Below are 15,829 nucleotides of genomic sequence, written 5' to 3'. Positions count from 1 at the left end.
GGGCGGGCCGGAAACCCCGGGGCTCAGGACTTCGTACAGCCCGGCACCGTGGCCTGCGACGCGTCACGGATCAGCGCTTCGTGCGCCGCCTTCACCCGCTTCACATCGGGCTTGACGACCTTCCGGTCGTAGGTGAGCAGACCGTTCAACTCCCCTTCCACGTCAGTGATCTGGGTGTAGACGGCGCCGTTGTTGCCCTTGCAGGCGAGGGCGCGCACTTCGCCGAGCTTGGCGATGTAGTCGTCCGTGTACGTCGCCGGGTCGACGTCGACGTAGCTCTGCTGCACGGCCCAGGCATGGCCGGGCACCGCGAGTCCGAGGCCGCCGTATTCGCCGCTCACCAGGGCCCGTTGGCCGTCGGGTCGCGGTGGCAGAGCCGGGCTCGGATAGCCGTGCTCGTCCATGATGTCGCCGGTGCCTCCGTCGGCCCCCAGGTTGAGCCCCGACATGTTGTTGACCAGCCGTGTCGGGTCCCAGGCCTTGGCCTGTTCGGCGATGCGGCCCACGTCGTACTGGCCCCACCCCTCGTTGAAGGTCACCCACATGACGATCGAGGGGCTGCTGGCGTGCTCGTCGATCATCTGCTTCATCTCGCGCTCGTACTGGGCGCGGGCCGCCGCGTCCGGGGTGCGCCCCGCCTCCATCGCGGGCATGTCCTGCCAGACGAGGAGTCCGAGCTTGTCGGCCCAGTAGAACCAGCGGTCGGGCTCGACCTTGATGTGCTTGCGGACCGAGTTGAAGCCCATCTCCTTGTGCATCTTGAGGTCGTACGCGAGAGCCTCGTCGCTCGGCGCGGTGTGCAGGCCGTCCGGCCAGAAGCCCTGGTCGAGCGTGGCCATGAGGAAGACGGGCTTGCCGTTGAGGATGGTGCGCGGGGTGCCGTTCACCTTCTCGACGGCGATGGACCGCATGCCGAAGTAGCCGGTGACGCGGTCGCTGCCGACCCGGACCTGGAGGTCGTAGAGGAACGGGTCGTCCGGCGACCACAGCCGAGGATCACTGATCTTGAGCTTGAGCGGCTTTCCGGTCCGTCCGCTGAGCTCCGCGACCTTCTTGCCGCCTTCGTACGCGGCGGCGGTGACCGGCACGCCGTCGCGCACGCCGCGCGGCTCGACGGTGACCTGCTTGCCCGGCACATCCGGCGTGATCTTGAGGGAGTCCGCGTGGTCGGCGGCCACCGGCTCCATCCACACGGTCTGCCAGATGCCGGACGACGGGGTGTACCAGATGCCGCTGGGGTCGAGACGCTGCTTGCCGACGGGCGGGTTCGCGCCGTTGTCGGCGTCCGTCGGGTCGTACACGCCCACGATGAGTTCCTGGGTGCGGCCCGGCTTCAGTGCGTCGGTGACGTCGGCGGTGAACTTGTCGTAGCCGCCCTTGTGTTCGGTGACCTTGCGGCCGTTGACGTACACCTCGGACTGCCAGTCGACGGCCCCGAAGTTCAGGTTGAGCCGCTTGCCGTCACCGATCTGCCAGTTCTTGGGGACAGTGAAGGTGCGGCGGTACCACATGCGGTCCTCGTGCCGCTCGATCCCGGAGAGCTGGGACTCCACGGGATACGGGACGAGGATCTTCTCCTTGAGCTGCTTGCCGACCGGGGGCTTCTCGCCCGCCTGGGCGGCGGCGAACTGCCAGGAGCCGTTGAGGTTCTGCCAGTCCTTGCGCTTCAGCTGCGGCCGGGGGTACTCGCGGTGGGCGTTGCCTGGCGTGACGTCGTCGGCCCACTTGGTACGCAGCTGGTGCTCGGAGTGGTTGGGGCCGCTGGTCCAGAACTGGCCGACGGCGTCGCCGTCCGTGCCGGTCAGGCCGCCCTTGCCGTCGTAGCTGATGTCGGCGAGGCCAGGGGCGTTGCCGCCCTTCTTGCCGACGACGGGTTCCTTCAGCGCGACCAGGAGGCTGCGGTCGTCGGAGGGGTCGGCCTTGGCCGTGCCGAGGGGCCACTTGGCGCCGCCGATGACGGCGTCGAGGTGGTCGGTGAGTCCGGCGGGCGGGGCGGCGAGCCGCTGGGCGAAGTCGAGCTTGAGGCTGCGGCCGTCCTTGAGGACGGTGGCGTTGACGGCGCCGTCGTAGTCGAAGTCCTCGGGGATGCGCAGGGCGGTGCGCGGGACCGCCTTCTTCTCGCCGCCCGGCGGGGTCCACTTCAGGCGCAGGTTGGAGCCGCCGTAGTGCTCGAAGTACTCGACCTTGATGTCGTAGGCCTTGCCTGCCGTCAACTCGACCGGGGCGGACGTCTGTTCCTTGTCCCAGTCGTCCTGCCAGTGGTCGATGGCGATCTTGCCGTCCACCCAGAGGCGGAAGCCGTTGTCACCGGTCATGGCGAAGGTGGTGGCGCCGGTCTTCTCGGGCACGATCCGGCCGGTCCAGCGGACGCTGACGTCGTCGGCCCGGCCCGTGGTGGCCTTGAGGCGGGATTCGAGGTTGCCGAAGTCGATGTTCGGGTCGAGTCCGGTGGCCTTGAGCTCGTCGAAGTCGAAGGCTCCGGGGGCCGATTGGGTGTAGTACTCGCCCTTCAGGCCCTGGATCTCGACGGGATCGTCGGCGGCGTTCGCGGTGGGGGCCGCGGTGAGCCCGGCGACGCCGAGGGCCCCTGCGAGCAGCAGGGCGAGGTGTCGGCCCAGGCGTGCGGGGCGTCTGGGATGTCGTTTGGTGCGCACGGATCCTCCTTGATGAGGAAGGGTGGCGGCTTGTCGCTGCAGTCGGTACAACGAGTCTGTACAACGTTGGAAGGAACGACAGTTGGCATGACAGCACGCGCTCCGGCGCGCTGTCCAGGGTCATGACAAACGCCCCGGCGGGCCGGGGCGGCCACCGACGCAGGGAGATCCAGTGCGGGTTAGCCTCAAGGACGTCGCGGAGCACGCGGGCGTCTCGATCAAGACCGTCTCGAACGTGGTGAACAAGTACCAGCACGTCACCCCGGCGATGCGGGCCCGCGTCCAGGAAGCCATCGACGAACTGGGCTACCGACCGAACTTGACGGCGCGTCACCTGCGCAAGGGCCGCACCGGGATCATCGCGCTCGCCGTCCCCGAGCTGGGCAACCCGTACTTCGCCGAGCTCGCGGGCGCCGTCATCGACGCGGCCGCCGAGCACGACTTCACGGTGCTCCTCGACCACACCCGCGGCGAGCGCGAGCAGGAGGTGCTCGTCAGCCAGGGATTCCGGGCCCGGGTGATCGACGGGCTGATCCTCAGTCCGCTGGAGCTGGAGGCGGAGGACCTGCGCGCCCGCGAGGACGACGTGCCGCTGGTGCTGCTCGGCGAGCGGCAGTACGACCTGAGCTACGACCACATCGCGATCGACAACATCGCCGCGAGCCGCACCGCGGTGCGCCACCTCATCGGGCGCGGCCGCACCTCCATCGCCTATCTGGGCGCCCGCACGGATTCCGCGAACCGCCCCGCCCACCTGCGGCTCCAGGGCTGGCGCGAGGAGTTGACGGCGGCCGGGATCGCCGCACCGGAGAGCCTGGTGGGTCCGGTCGGCGGCTGGGACCGGTGGGACGGGGCGAAGGCCATGGCGCGGATGCTGGACGCGGGGGTGCGGCCGGACGCGGTGTTCGCGTACAACGACCTAGTGGCGATCGGCGCGATGCGGGTGCTGCACGAGCGCGGCCTGCGGGTGCCGTGGGACGTGGCGGTGGTGGGGTTCGACGACATAGCGGAAGGGCAGTTCGGGGCAGTCACGCTGACCACGGTGGCGCCGGACAAGCAGGCCATCGCGCGTCTCGCGGTCGAGTCGCTGCTGAGCAGCCTGGCTCATCCGGAACGGACCGGCGGGCGCGAACTCGCCGCAGCGTTCCGGCTGGTGGAGCGGGAGAGCACGCTGGGCCGACGCTGAGCGCGGGCCGCGCGGTCCGGGTGCCGGGCGCCCCCGCGAAGAGTGCGCGGAGGGTTTACAGCCTCCTTTCAACGATGTAAAAAGCTCCCCGTACCGACGAGTTGACCGCAAGTGCCGTCTCTCCCGTGAGCGCTCTCAGTGCCGGGGCCGTGCCGTTTGGGGATCCAATGAAGCCGACCACTCTGCTCAGTCGTACCTCCGCGAGGACCCTCGTCGCCACCGGTCTCGCCGCGAGTCTCCTGTTCGCCGCCGGATGTGCGAAGTCCGAGGACGACGACTCCGGCGGCGACAGCGCCGCCTCGCAGGACCAGGGCGATGCCGGGCAGGAGGTCGCGGCGGACGGCGCGGGCGGCAAGACCTGCACGATCGACGCGTACGGCGGCAAGAAGCTGGATCTGAAGAACGCCACCGTGGGCTTCTCGCAGTCCGAGAAGGAAGCCAACCCGTTCCGCATCGCGGAGACGGCCTCCATCAAGGCCGAGGCCGAGAAGCGCGGCGTCAAGCTCCTCACCGCCAATGCCCAGTCGCAGTTCTCCAAGCAGATCAGCGACGTCCAGGACCTGATCGCCAAGGGCGCCGACCTGCTCGTCATCGCACCGCTCAACTCCGACGGCTGGGAGCCGGTGCTGCGCGCCGCGGGCGCCAAGCACATCCCGATCGTCACCATCGACCGCAAGATCAACGCGACGGCCTGCAAGGACTACGTGAGCTTCATCGGCTCCGACTTCGTCGAGCAGGGCAAGCGCGCCGCGGACCGGATGATCGAGACGACCGGCGGCAAGGGGAAGATCGCGATCCTGCTCGGCGCCGCGGGCAACAACGTCACCACCGAGCGCACCAAGGGCTTCCAGGACCGGATCAAGGAGAAGGCCCCCGACCTCAAGGTCGTCTTCAAGCAGACCGGCGAGTTCGCGCGCGAGAAGGGCCAGCAGGTCACCGAGCAGCTGATCCAGTCCAAGCCCGACATCACCGGGATCTACGCCGAGAACGACGAGATGGGCCTGGGTGCCGTGAACGCGCTCAAGGGCGCGGGCAAGAAGGCCGGCGACGTGAAGATCGTGACGATCGACGGGACGAAGGGCGCCGTGCGCGGCATCGTCGACGGCTGGATCGACGGCGTCGTCGAGTCCAACCCCCGCTTCGGCCCCCTCGCCTTCAAGACCCTGGACACGTTCACCAAGGGCGAGAAGGTGTCCCAGGACATCGTCATCAAGGACAACGCCTACACCAAGGACAACGCCAAGTCCGACCTCAACAAGGCCTACTGACATGCTGTCAGTGACCGGTCTGACCAAGACGTTCCCGGGCGTGCGCGCCCTGGACGAGGTCGACTTCACCGCACGTGCGGGCGAGGTGCACGCGCTGATCGGTGAGAACGGCGCGGGCAAGTCCACGCTCATCAAGGTCCTGACGGGGGTGTACGGGCCGGACGCGGGCGACCTGACGTACGACGGGAACCCGGTGCGCTTCGCCACCCCGCTCGAAGCGCAGCACGCGGGCATCTCCACCATCTATCAGGAGGTCAACCTCGTCCCCCTGATGAGCGTGGCCCGCAATCTGTTCCTCGGCCGCGAGCCCCGCGGACGGCTCGGCCTCATCGACTTCGGGCGGATGCACCGCGAGGCCGAGGAGGCACTGCGGGGGCTGGGCGTCCGCGTCGACGTGCGCCGCCCGCTGCGCGAACTCGGCCTCGGGGCACAGCAGATGGTGGCGCTGGCCCGCGCGGTCTCGGTCGACGCGCGGGTGGTCGTGATGGACGAGCCGACGTCGTCCCTCGAACCCCGCGAGGTGCAGACCCTGTTCGGTGTGATCCGGATGCTGCGGGAGCGCGGCATCGCGGTGATCTACGTCAGCCACCGCCTCGACGAGCTGTACGAGGTGTGCGACGCCGTCACCGTGCTGCGCGACGGCAAGGTGGTGCACACGGGTGCGCTCGCCGAGCTGGACCGGCTGCGGCTGGTCGCGCTGATGCTGGGCCGCGAGATCCAGGACGTACAGGAAGAGGGCCTCACCCAGTTCACGGGGGCACACGAGACGACGACCGAACCCGTGCTCCGAGCGGAGGAGTTGACCGCCCGGCACCGGCTGCACGGAGTGTCGGTCACCATCAGGCCCGGGGAGGTGGTGGGCCTCGGCGGGCTGCTCGGCTCGGGCCGCAGCGAGACGGCGAAGGCCATCGCAGGGGCCCTGCCGACCGACTCCGGAACGGTCGCGATCGGCGGCACCCGCATCCGTACGGGCTCCACGCCCGCCGCCATCCGCGCGGGCATCAGCCTGCTCCCCGAGGACCGCAAGGCGGAGGGCATCGTCCCCGGCCTCTCGGTCCGCGACAACATCGCCCTGGCCGCGCTCCCCCGCCTCTCCCGCCTCGGCCTGGTGAACGAACGCAGCATCGACGACATCGTCGACACCTTCGTACGGCGCCTGCGCATCAAGGCGTCGAGCCCGCTGCAGAAGGTGGGCGAGCTCTCCGGCGGCAACCAGCAGAAGGTGCTGCTCGCCCGCTGGCTCGCGATGCACCCCAAGGTCCTGCTGCTCGACGAACCGACCCGCGGCATCGACATCGGCGCCAAGGCCGAAGTGCAGGGGCTCGTGGACGAGTTGGCGGCGGACGGCCTCGGTGTCCTCCTCATCTCATCGGACATGGAGGAGCTCATCGAAGGCTCGGACCGAGTGGTCGTCCTGAAGGACGGCACGGCCGTCGCGGAACTCACCGGCACCGCGGTGACGGAGGAGAACCTGCTGCGCGCCATGGCGACGGACCCCGCGAAGTCGGACGCATGACCACCCACGACCGGCAGGCCCCGCACCCACGGAGCTCCCCATGACCGACCTCGCCCTCGGCCGCACGGCCGCCGACCGCGACCGCCTCCTGCGCCTCCTCCAGAACTACGGCGTGTACCTGGGCGTCGCCGTGCTCCTGCTCGTCAACATCGCCTTCACCCCGCACTTCCTGTCCGGCGAGAACTTCCGCACCCAGGCCGTCCAGGTCGCCCCCGTCCTCGTCGTGGCGCTCGGCATGGCCCTGGCCATCGGCAGCGAGGGCGTCGACCTCTCCGTCGGCTCGGTGATGGCGCTCGCCACCTCCCTCGTCTCGCTCTACCTCGGGTACGGGATGTGGATCGCCCTGATCGCGGCGCTGCTCGGCGGCATGGTGGTCGGCCTGGCGAACGGGTCGCTCGTCGCGTTCATCGGCGTCCAGCCCATCGTGGCGACGCTCGCTCTGATGGTCGCGGGCCGGGGCATCGCGCTGGTCCTCCTCCCCCAGCTCAAGGACGTGCGCGACCCGACCATGGCGTCGCTCGGCTCCGGCGACCTGCTCGGCATCCCGTATCTGGTGCTCATCGCGGCGGCCCTCGCGCTGCTCGTCGCCTTCGTCGTGCGGCGCACCACCTTCGGCCGACAGCTCCTCGCCATCGGCGACAGCCGCCCCGCCGCGCTCCTCGCGGGCCTGCCGGTGCGCCGCGTCCTCATCATCGTGTACGTGGTCTGCGGCGCCCTCGCCGCGCTCGCCGGGGTCCTCGCGACCGCGCGCCTGAGCGCGAGCGACCCGACGTCGCTCGGCAACCTGATGGAACTCTCCGCGATCACCGCCGTGGTGGTCGGCGGCACCCCGCTGAGCGGCGGACGGGTCCGGATCGGCGGCACCGTGGCGGGCGCGGTCCTGATCCAGCTGCTCACGGCCACGCTCATCAAGCACGACCTGCCGCCGTCGTGGACGCAGATCGCCCAGGCCGTGGTGATCGTCCTCGCGGTCTACGCGGCACGCGAGAGGGGCAAGCGATGACCATCGACACGAAGAGTCCGGCGGATCCCGTGGACCACACCGCCCAGGAGGAACAGGCCGCGGGCCCCTCCCGCTCGGAGCGGCTGAGCGCCCTGGCCCAGCAGCACGGCGCGCTCGTCACCCTGATCGTCGCGGTCATCGCCGCCTCGGTCAGCTTCGACACGTTCATGACGAGCGACAACCTGCAGAACATGGCGGTGTCCTCCGCGTTCCTCGCGGTGGTCGCGCTCGGCATGACGTTCGTGATCGTCACCGGCGGCATCGACCTGTCGGTGGGCTCGCTGTTCGCCCTCGGCGGGGTGCTGGCCGCCTGGGGCTCGCAGTACGGCACGGCCGTGGCGCTGCTGCTGCCCCTCGCGGTCTGCGGACTCATCGGTCTGGTCAACGGGCTGCTGATCGCCCGCGCGCGCCTTGCGCCGTTCATCGTGACGCTCGCCGCGATGCTGGCGGCCCGCGGGATCCTCCTGTCGGTGACGGACGAGGGGTCCAAGACGTACCTCGTCGACAAGGACTCCTTCTTCGCGACGCTCGGCCAGGGCAAGGTGCTCGGCATCGGCGCCCCGGTCTGGATCACGGTCGCGCTGTTCGTCGCGGGCGCGGTCGTACTGCGCCGCACCCGCTTCGGCCAGTACGTGTACGCGGTCGGCGGGAACGAGGACGCGGCGGCGCTGATGGGCGCCCCCGTGGCCCGTACGAAGATCGCCGTCTACACGGTGTCCGGGCTCTGCGCGGGACTCGCCGGTGCCCTCAACGCGGCCTGGCTGGTGTCCGGGGTGACGATCCTCGGCTCCGGCATGGAGCTGGAGGCGATCTCCGCGGTCGTCATCGGCGGCACGCTGCTCACCGGCGGATTCGGGTTCATCAGCGGCTCGCTGGTGGGTGTGCTGCTCCTCAAGGTCATCCAGAACGTCATCAACCAGATCGGCTCGCTCGACTCCGCCTACCAGCAGGTGGTCAGCGGCGCCTTCCTGGCGGTCGTGGTGATTGCGCAGACATGGCTGGGCCGCAGGCGCCGGGTGCTGTGACCGGGGCCCTCACATCGGTACGGTCTGCCCCTTGCCCAGGGCGATCACCCCGCCCTTGGACACCGTGTACAGCTCCTCGTCCCGGTCCGGGTTGACGCCGATCGTCGCGCCCGGCGGTACGTCGACGTTCTTGTCGAGGACGGCGCCCCGCACCACCGCGCCGCGACCGATCCGTACGTTGTCGTGCAGCACGGAGCCCTGGACGACCGCGCCCTCCTCGACGGTCACGCCGGGCGACAGGACGGAGCGGGTGACCTGGCCGCGGATGACGCAGCCGGGGCTGACGATCGACTCGCCCGCGATGCCGCCCGCGCAGAACTTGGCGGGCGGCAGGCCGTCGGAGTGGGTGTAGATGGGCCAGCGCCGGTTGTCCAGGTTGAAGACGGGGTGGTCGGAGATCAGGTCCATGTGGGCTTCGTAGTACGAGTCGAGGGTGCCGACGTCGCGCCAGTAGCCGTGGTCGCGCGGGGTCTCGCCGGGGACGTGGTTGCCGTCGAAGTCGTACACCTGGGCCATGCCGCGCTCGGTGAGCAGCGGCAGGATCGAGCCGCCCATGTCGTGCGCCGAATGCTCGTCCTCGGCGTCCTGCTGGAGGGCGTCCACGAGGGTCTTGGTGGTGAACAGGTAGTTGCCCATCGACGCGTAGACCTGGTTCGGGGCGCCGGGCAGGCCCGGCGGGTCGGTGGGCTTCTCCAGGAAGCGCTCCACCTTCGTCCCGTCCCGCGCGGGGGTGATGACGCCGAACGACGACGCCTCGGCGCGCGGCACCCTGATGCCCGCGACGGTCACCGCGGCGCCGTTCTCGATGTGCTGCTTGAGCATCTGCCGCGGGTCCATGCGGTAGACGTGGTCGGCGCCGAACACCGCTATGTAGTCGGGCTGTTCGTCGTGGACGAGGTTGAGGGACTGCAGGATGGCGTCGGCGCTGCCCAAGTACCAGCGCGGGCCCAGGCGTTGCTGGGCGGGCACCGGGGTCACGTAGTTGCCGAGCAGGCTCGACATGCGCCAGGTCGTCGACACGTGCCGGTCCAGCGAGTGCGACTTGTACTGCGTGAGGACGCAGATGCGCAGGACGTCGCCGTTGACGAGGTTGGAGAGCACGAAGTCGACGAGGCGGTAGGTGCCGCCGAACGTCACCGCTGGTTTGGCCCGGTCGGCAGTGAGCGGCTGCAGCCGCTTCCCCTCTCCACCGGCGAGCACGATTCCGAGCACCGAAGGTCCACCGCGCATCCGAGCCCCCTACTTGTCGGCTATCTGTAGGCGTGCAGGATCTCCTCGTACACCTCGACCGTGCGGCGGGCGACCGTGTCCCAGCCGAACTCCCTGAGCACCCGGTGGCGCCCGGCCCTGCCCATCGCGCCGGCCCGCTCCGGGTCGGTGGCCAGCCTGTTCAGGAGCAGCCCGAGGTCGTGCTCGAAGTCGGCCGGTGCGCTCTCCCGGTACGGCACGAGCAGCCCCGTCGTGCCGTCGCTGACGACCTCCGGGATGCCGCCGACCCGTGAGGCGACCACGGCGGTGCCGCACGCCATCGCCTCCAGGTTCACGATGCCCAGCGGTTCGTACACGGAAGGACAGACGAACACCGACGCATGCGTGAGGAGTTGGATGATGTGCGGGCGCGGCAGCATCTCGGGAATCCACTGGACGCCCGCCCTGGTCCGGCTCAACTCCTCGAAGAGTGTGCGGAACTCGTCGTCGATCTCCTTGGTGTCGGGGGCCCCGGCGCACAGGACGAGCTGCACGTCCCGGTCAAGCTGCCGAGCGGCGCGCAGCAGCTGGGGGACGCCCTTCTGGCGGGTGATGCGCCCGACGAACAGGACGTAGGGCCGCCCGAGGTCGATGCCGAGCCGCTCCAGGACGTCGGTGCCGGGGTCGGGCCGGTACAGCTCGGCGTCGATGCCGTTGTGCACGACGTGGACCTTCGCCGGGTCGATGGCCGGGTAGCAGGACAGGATGTCCTCGCGCATCGCGCCGGACACCGCGATGACGGCGTCGGCGGCCTCGGCCGCGGTGCGCTCGGCCCAGCTCGACAGGGCGTACCCGCCGCCCAGCTGCTCGGCCTTCCAGGGGCGCAGCGGCTCCAGGGAGTGCGAGGTCAGCACGTGCGGGATGCTGTGCAGCAGCTTGCCGACGTGGCCCGCGAGAGCGGCGTACCAGGTGTGGGAGTGGAGCAGCTCGCGCCCGGCGAGCGCCGCCGCCATGGACAGGTCGACGGAGAAGGTGCGCAGTGCGTCGTTGGCTCCGTCGAGCGCGGGCCACGCCCGGTGCCGCACGAGCCCGTCGGACGCGCCCTCCCCCCAACAGTGCACGTCGAGGTCCGTGAGGGAGCGTAACTCCCGTGCGAGGAACTCGACGTGGACGCCCGCTCCGCCGTAGACGTCCGGTGGATACTCCCGGGTGAGCAGCCCCACTTTCACGTAGAACCCTCCGTCGTCCGCCCGATGTCGGCCGCGCCACCTCATGGTCACCCAGACGCGGCCCCGGGGGAAGACCGCGTCGGCGGCCGTTCGAAGCAGCAGTCCCCGCACAGCCCGCCGCTGGGACACCGGTAGTAGAGGCAGCAACTGCGGCGCCGGAATGCGGTGCCCTGCAGGGTGCCGGTGCCGCGCAGGTCGGGGTGGTCGAAGAGCTCGGCGGCCAGGCGCAGGGCCCGCTTGCCGACCTCCTCGCGCCCCGACCGCGCGGCCCAGCCGTGCAGTTCGCGGGCGGCGCCCGCGAGCGCGGATCCCGCGTTGCCCCACAGCAGCCCGGCGGAGATCCGGTACCGGGTACGCAACGCGTCGGAGAGCGGCGCCAGATGTCCGTACTGCACGACGTCCCGGACCGTCGCGGCGTCGCCCGGCAGCGGGCGTACGCCGGTCAGCCACAGGTCGTCGGGCGAGGTGCCGTCGGCGTCCCAGTGCAGCAGCGCCGGGTCCAGGTCGGGCACCCGGCCGTAGAGCGCGGCGGAGCCGAGCGCCACGGACCAGAGCCGGGCGGCGAGCCCCAGCTGGGCCACGGAGACGGCGATGCGGTCCTCCGGGGCGCCGAGACGGCCCGCCACCTTGCCGACGCGGAAACCGATCGGATCACCGGATTCCGGTGCTGAGTACACCTCCGTGAACGGTCGTGTGCCGCCGCGTGCCGGGCCCGTGCGCAGGGCGAAGAATCCGCCGACGGAGCCGAGTTCTGCCAGGTCGATGAGGGTGGTCACGACAGAAGTAGAGCAAGTGCGGCCGCTCTTCCGCGCCCTGGGGTCCCCCTTGAGGTCACTCTCCGCGCCCATCGGGTAACCCCTCCGGGGGAGGACATGGGCAAGGTCGTACTCCATCGGTAGTAGGACGGATTGCCTGCTCAGGTACGACGACGCAGAGGCGTTCCGGCGTCATCGTTGTCATCATGGAAGCAGACCGTTCGCCAGACCGGGTTCACCGGACGCACCGCACCCCGCGGAGCACCTCATGAGTGCTTTGGCACTGTCCGTGCTGCTCTCCCTCGTCTCAGCCGTCGCGTACGCAGGCGGGGCGATCCTTCAGGAGCGCGTGGCGGCGACGACTCCCGGGCAGCGGTACGCGCCGCTGCGGCGCGGTGCCTGGTGGGTCGCCATCGCCCTGAACGGCCTCGGCGCGCTGCTGCACGTGGTGGCGCTGGCCTACGGCCCGCTGAGCCTGGTGCAGCCGCTGGGCGCCCTGACCATCGTCTTCGCCCTGCCCATGGCTGCCTTGTTCGTACGTCGCCGGGCCGGGGCCACCGCCTGGCGGGGCGCGCTCATGGCGACGGTGGGGCTCGCCGGGCTCCTCTCGCTCACCTCGTCGTCCGACTCCCAGACCCTGGCCGACGCGGAGCGCGTCATGCTCGCCCTGGTCACCGGCGGCGCCGTGCTCGGCCTGATGGTGGCGGCGCACGCGGCACACCGGCACCCGGTCGTGCGCAGCGTGCTGCTGGCCTGCGCGGCCGGTGCGGCCTTCGGCATCGCTTCGGTGTTCACGAAGACGGTGGCGGTGGACCTGGACCAGAACGTCGCGATCCTCGATCAGCTCCCCACCGTCGGGGCGATCGCCGTGCTCGCGGCGGCCGGTGTGCTGCTCTCGCAGGCCTCGTACCGCGGTGCGGGCCTTGCCGCGCCGCTGGCAACGGTGACCGTCGTGAACCCGGTGGTCGCGGCGGCGGTCGGGCTGACCCTGTTCGGAGAATCCTTCCGCCACGGCGCCACGGGCACGGTCCTGGCCCTCGGCAGCGGGGTCGTGGCCGCGTGCGGCCTGATCCTGCTCACGACGGAGCGGATCGCGCGGGAGACGTCCTCTGTGACCGTCGCCCAGGGGCGCCCTGCGGCGCAGGACGGGCCGTCGTCCGCCGATGCGGCGGACGCTGCGGGAACGGCGGGCTCGACCGGCTCGGCGACCGGTTCGGCCGACGCGGCGGACCGGCCCGAGCCGGAGCCCCGTCCCGCCACGGACGGGCTGTCCGCGGTGCCCACTCAGCAGCCTGTGGTGGCCCATCGCAGGACCCGCCCCCGGCAGCAGGGACACCGCGAGCGCATGGTGTCCTGACCCGTGTGATTCAGATGCGCACGCCGCGTGCCCGCAGGTAGGCGAGCGGGTCGACGTCGGAACCGAAGCCGGGCCCCGTCCGCACCTCGAAGTGCAGATGCGGGCCCGTGCTGTTTCCGGTGGACCCGGACCGGGCGATGCGCTGCCCGGCACCGACCTGCTGGCCCGCCCTCACCGAGAGCGCCGACAGGTGCCCGTACTGGCTGTACTTGCCGTCGGCGTGGCGGATGACCACCTGGTAGCCGTAGCTGCCGCCCCAGCCCGCCGAGACGACGCGGCCCGCGGCGACGGCCTTCACGGAGGTCCCGGTGGACACGGGGAAGTCGACGCCCGTGTGGTAGCCCTTCGACCAGGAGCCGCCCGCCGCCCGGTAGGGGGTGCTGGGCGAGGCGGCGACAGGGGCGACGGCGCCGGGTGCGGAGGCGCGTGGGGCGGCGTTCTTCGCCTGCGGCGCGGAGGTCTGGTGCCGCTTCTCCCGCTGCTTCTCACGCTTCTCGGCGGCGGCCTTTTCTGCCGCCTGTTCCTCGGCTGCCTGCTTCTCGGCCGCTTGCTTCTCTGCGGCCCTCTTCTCGGCCGTCTTCCTCGCCGCGGCCTTCCTCTCGGCCGCTTTCCTCTCGGCCGTCCTGCTCTCGGGGGCCTGCTTGGCGGGTGCCTTCTGCCGCCCGGCGGCCTGGCCGTGGACCGAGAGCCGCTGGCCCGGCGTGATCAGGTCGGGGTCGGCGCCGACGACGCGCCGGTTGGCGTCGTAAAGACCCTGCCAGCCGCCCCGGACCCTGCGCTCGTCGGCGATGCCGGAGAGGGTGTCTCCGTGGACCACGGTGTACATCTCGGCGGTGCCCGCGGCGGACTGCGGGGTCACCTCGGGCTTGACGTCCCTGACGTCGCGCTTGGGCCGCTCGGGCTTGCTCGGGGCCTTGGCCTGGGTCACGTCGGGCGAGCCGCCGCCGCGGGCGAGACCGGCCTTCGGCCCGCACGACGGCCAGGCGCCGGGCCCCTGCGCGTCGAGAACCTTCTCGGCGACGGCGATCTGCTGGTCCTTGGCGGCGCGGTCGGCCCGCGAGGCGTAGGCAGTACCGCCGTACGCCTCCCAGGTGGACTGCTTGAACTGCAGCCCGCCGTAGTAGCCGTTGTTGGTGTTGATGCTCCAGTTGTTGCCGGACTCGCAGGCGGCGACCTTGTTCCACGTGTCGACGTCGGCCGCGCCCGCGGTGCCCGCGACGGTCAACGGGAGCGCCATGCCCGCGCCGCCCGCCGTGACGGTCAGCGACGCACGGTTGATGCGGTTCGGCTGATACCGGCGGTGCCGGCCCCGTACGGCCATTGGGAGCTCCCTCAGACACACGTCATCACGGATTGCGCACAGCGGACACACGACAAGCCCGCAAGCTAGCCGGTCGATCAATCCGTGACAAGAGCGTGCAGAGGAGCAGTCGTTGCGCGATTCACCCCGTCAAGTACTGCTGCAGCCACCTCAGTTGGACACCTTGCTGGTAGGGACCGCCGCCCTCGTGATCGTTGAAGGAGTACACCTCCATCGAACGCTCCCTGCCCGCGTACGCGTTGAAGGCCGCGAACACCGTCGACGGCGGGCAGGTCATGTCCTGCAGGGCCGCGGAGAAGAGGGCGGGCGCGCGCCCCCGGGCGGCGAAGTGCACCCCGTCGAAGTACGACAGTGTCTGGAAGACGCGCTCCTCGCCGCCCCGACGGGCCTTCAGATAGGCCCCGATCTCGCTGTAGGGAAGCCGGTCCGTGAGGGTGGCCGCCCGTGGAAAGTCGCAGAGGAACGGTACGTCGGGCGTGATGGCGGCCAGATCGGGCACGAGCCCGCCGACGGCGAGGGCGAGCCCGCCTCCCTGACTGATCCCGAGCGCGGCGACCCGCCCCTCGTCCACGAGCGGATGGGACCGGGCGGCCTCGACGGCCCGCACCGCGTCGACATACAGGCGCCGGTAGTAGTACTCGTGCGGGTCCTCGATGCCGCGGGTCATGAAGCCGGGGTGCGCGGGCCCGCTCCCCACCGGGTCGGGGGTGTCGCCCTGCGCCCATCCGCCGCTGCCCTGTCCCCGCGTGTCCATCACGAAGTGCGCGAATCCGGCCGCGGCCCAGAGCAGGTGCATGTGGGGCAGTCCGCGCCCGCCGCCGTACCCGATGTACTCCACGACCGCGGGCAGCGGGGCCCCTCCTTCGGCGCCCGCGGGCAGGACCAGCCACCCCTTGACGGGGTGGCCGCCGAACCCGGCGAAGGTGACGTCGAAGATCCGCACCCCGGGCAGCGGCAGCTCCACCGCCTCGAACCGCGCGTCCAGTTCGTACTGCCGCGCCTCCAGCAACGTCTTCTCCCAGAAGGCGTCGAAGTCATCGGGCTCGGGCAAGTCGGGACGGTAGTGGCGCAGTTCTTCGAGGGGCAGGTCGAAATGGGGCACGGGCGGCTCCTCCTTCGGGGGGGGGTGGGGCTCGGGAGGGTCACGCTATGCCAGTGGTTCGGCGGTCGACAGCGAGTATTCGCCGGGGGGGTGGGGCCGGGCGGGGGGGGGGGGGGGGGGCCCCCCCCCCCCCCCCCCGCCCCGGCGGGGGGGGGGGGGGGGCCCGAACCAGAGAAAAAGAGGGACAAGACGGTATATAAAGTTATGGGGAAGTAGGATGTATAA

12 protein-coding genes are annotated in these 15,829 nt (G+C 70.8%); 6 read left to right on the top strand and 6 right to left on the bottom strand.

Annotated elements, in window-relative coordinates; genetic code table 11:
* Positions 1–23: 23 nt before the first annotated feature.
* Positions 24–2,654, bottom strand: a complete 2,631-nt coding sequence (locus tag ABZV77_RS38225; RefSeq protein ID WP_356267233.1) for a PA14 domain-containing protein — start codon at positions 2,652–2,654, stop codon at positions 24–26.
* Between the two features lie 172 nt (positions 2,655–2,826).
* Here ABZV77_RS38225 and ABZV77_RS38220 point away from each other — a divergent pair, with 172 nt between their 5' ends.
* From ABZV77_RS38220 to ABZV77_RS38200, 5 genes are all read left to right on the top strand, one after another.
* Complete coding sequence (locus ABZV77_RS38220) at positions 2,827–3,840, top strand: LacI family DNA-binding transcriptional regulator (RefSeq protein WP_356267231.1); 1,014 nt, start codon at positions 2,827–2,829, stop codon at positions 3,838–3,840.
* A gap of 167 nt (positions 3,841–4,007) precedes the next feature.
* On the top strand, positions 4,008–5,108 hold the full coding sequence (locus ABZV77_RS38215; protein ID WP_356267229.1) for an ABC transporter substrate-binding protein: 1,101 nt from the start codon (positions 4,008–4,010) through the stop codon (positions 5,106–5,108).
* Between the two features lies 1 nt (position 5,109).
* Positions 5,110–6,624, top strand: a complete 1,515-nt coding sequence (locus ABZV77_RS38210; RefSeq protein WP_356267227.1) for a sugar ABC transporter ATP-binding protein — start codon at positions 5,110–5,112, stop codon at positions 6,622–6,624.
* Positions 6,625–6,664: 40 nt separating this feature from the next.
* Positions 6,665–7,627, top strand: a complete 963-nt coding sequence (locus ABZV77_RS38205; protein ID WP_356267225.1) for an ABC transporter permease — start codon at positions 6,665–6,667, stop codon at positions 7,625–7,627.
* A complete protein-coding gene (locus ABZV77_RS38200; RefSeq protein ID WP_356267223.1) occupies positions 7,624–8,652 on the top strand; it encodes an ABC transporter permease in 1,029 nt (342 codons plus the stop codon). The genes ABZV77_RS38205 and ABZV77_RS38200 overlap by 4 nt, the downstream gene beginning before the upstream one ends.
* 9 nt (positions 8,653–8,661) lie before the next feature.
* Here ABZV77_RS38200 and glgC read toward each other — a convergent pair whose 3' ends face one another.
* Genes glgC through ABZV77_RS38185 form a run of 3 tightly spaced genes read right to left on the bottom strand, consistent with a single transcriptional unit; the run spans position 8,662 to position 11,845 of the window.
* A complete protein-coding gene (glgC, locus tag ABZV77_RS38195; protein WP_356267221.1) occupies positions 8,662–9,882 on the bottom strand; it encodes a glucose-1-phosphate adenylyltransferase in 1,221 nt (406 codons plus the stop codon).
* Positions 9,883–9,902: 20 nt separating this feature from the next.
* A complete protein-coding gene (glgA, locus tag ABZV77_RS38190) occupies positions 9,903–11,069 on the bottom strand; it encodes a glycogen synthase (RefSeq protein ID WP_356267219.1) in 1,167 nt (388 codons plus the stop codon).
* 47 nt (positions 11,070–11,116) lie between these two features.
* Positions 11,117–11,845 carry a (2Fe-2S)-binding protein gene (locus tag ABZV77_RS38185; RefSeq protein WP_356267217.1) on the bottom strand — a complete coding sequence of 243 codons (729 nt, stop codon included), beginning with the start codon at positions 11,843–11,845 and terminating at the stop codon, positions 11,117–11,119.
* Between the two features lie 247 nt (positions 11,846–12,092).
* On the opposite strand from ABZV77_RS38185, the gene ABZV77_RS38180 reads away from it, so the two are divergent.
* On the top strand, positions 12,093–13,181 hold the full coding sequence (locus tag ABZV77_RS38180; RefSeq protein WP_356267215.1) for a DMT family transporter: 1,089 nt from the start codon (positions 12,093–12,095) through the stop codon (positions 13,179–13,181).
* A 10-nt stretch (positions 13,182–13,191) separates the two neighbouring features.
* On the opposite strand, the gene ABZV77_RS38175 is transcribed toward ABZV77_RS38180, so the two are convergent.
* Both ABZV77_RS38175 and ABZV77_RS38170 read right to left on the bottom strand, forming a co-directional pair.
* Positions 13,192–14,502: a transglycosylase family protein gene (locus ABZV77_RS38175; RefSeq protein WP_356267213.1), complete on the bottom strand. Its 1,311-nt coding sequence runs from the start codon at positions 14,500–14,502 to the stop codon at positions 13,192–13,194.
* 121 nt (positions 14,503–14,623) lie between these two features.
* Positions 14,624–15,604 (bottom strand): acetylxylan esterase, encoded by a 981-nt coding sequence (locus tag ABZV77_RS38170; protein ID WP_356267211.1) that lies wholly within the window; start codon positions 15,602–15,604, stop codon positions 14,624–14,626.
* Positions 15,605–15,829 lie beyond the last annotated feature (225 nt).

The sequence above is a fragment of the Streptomyces sp. NPDC004732 genome, assembly GCF_040609235.1.
In the GTDB taxonomy this organism is placed as follows: Bacteria; Actinomycetota; Actinomycetes; order Streptomycetales; family Streptomycetaceae; genus Streptomyces.
This window is presented reverse-complemented; position numbering and strand designations above follow the sequence as displayed.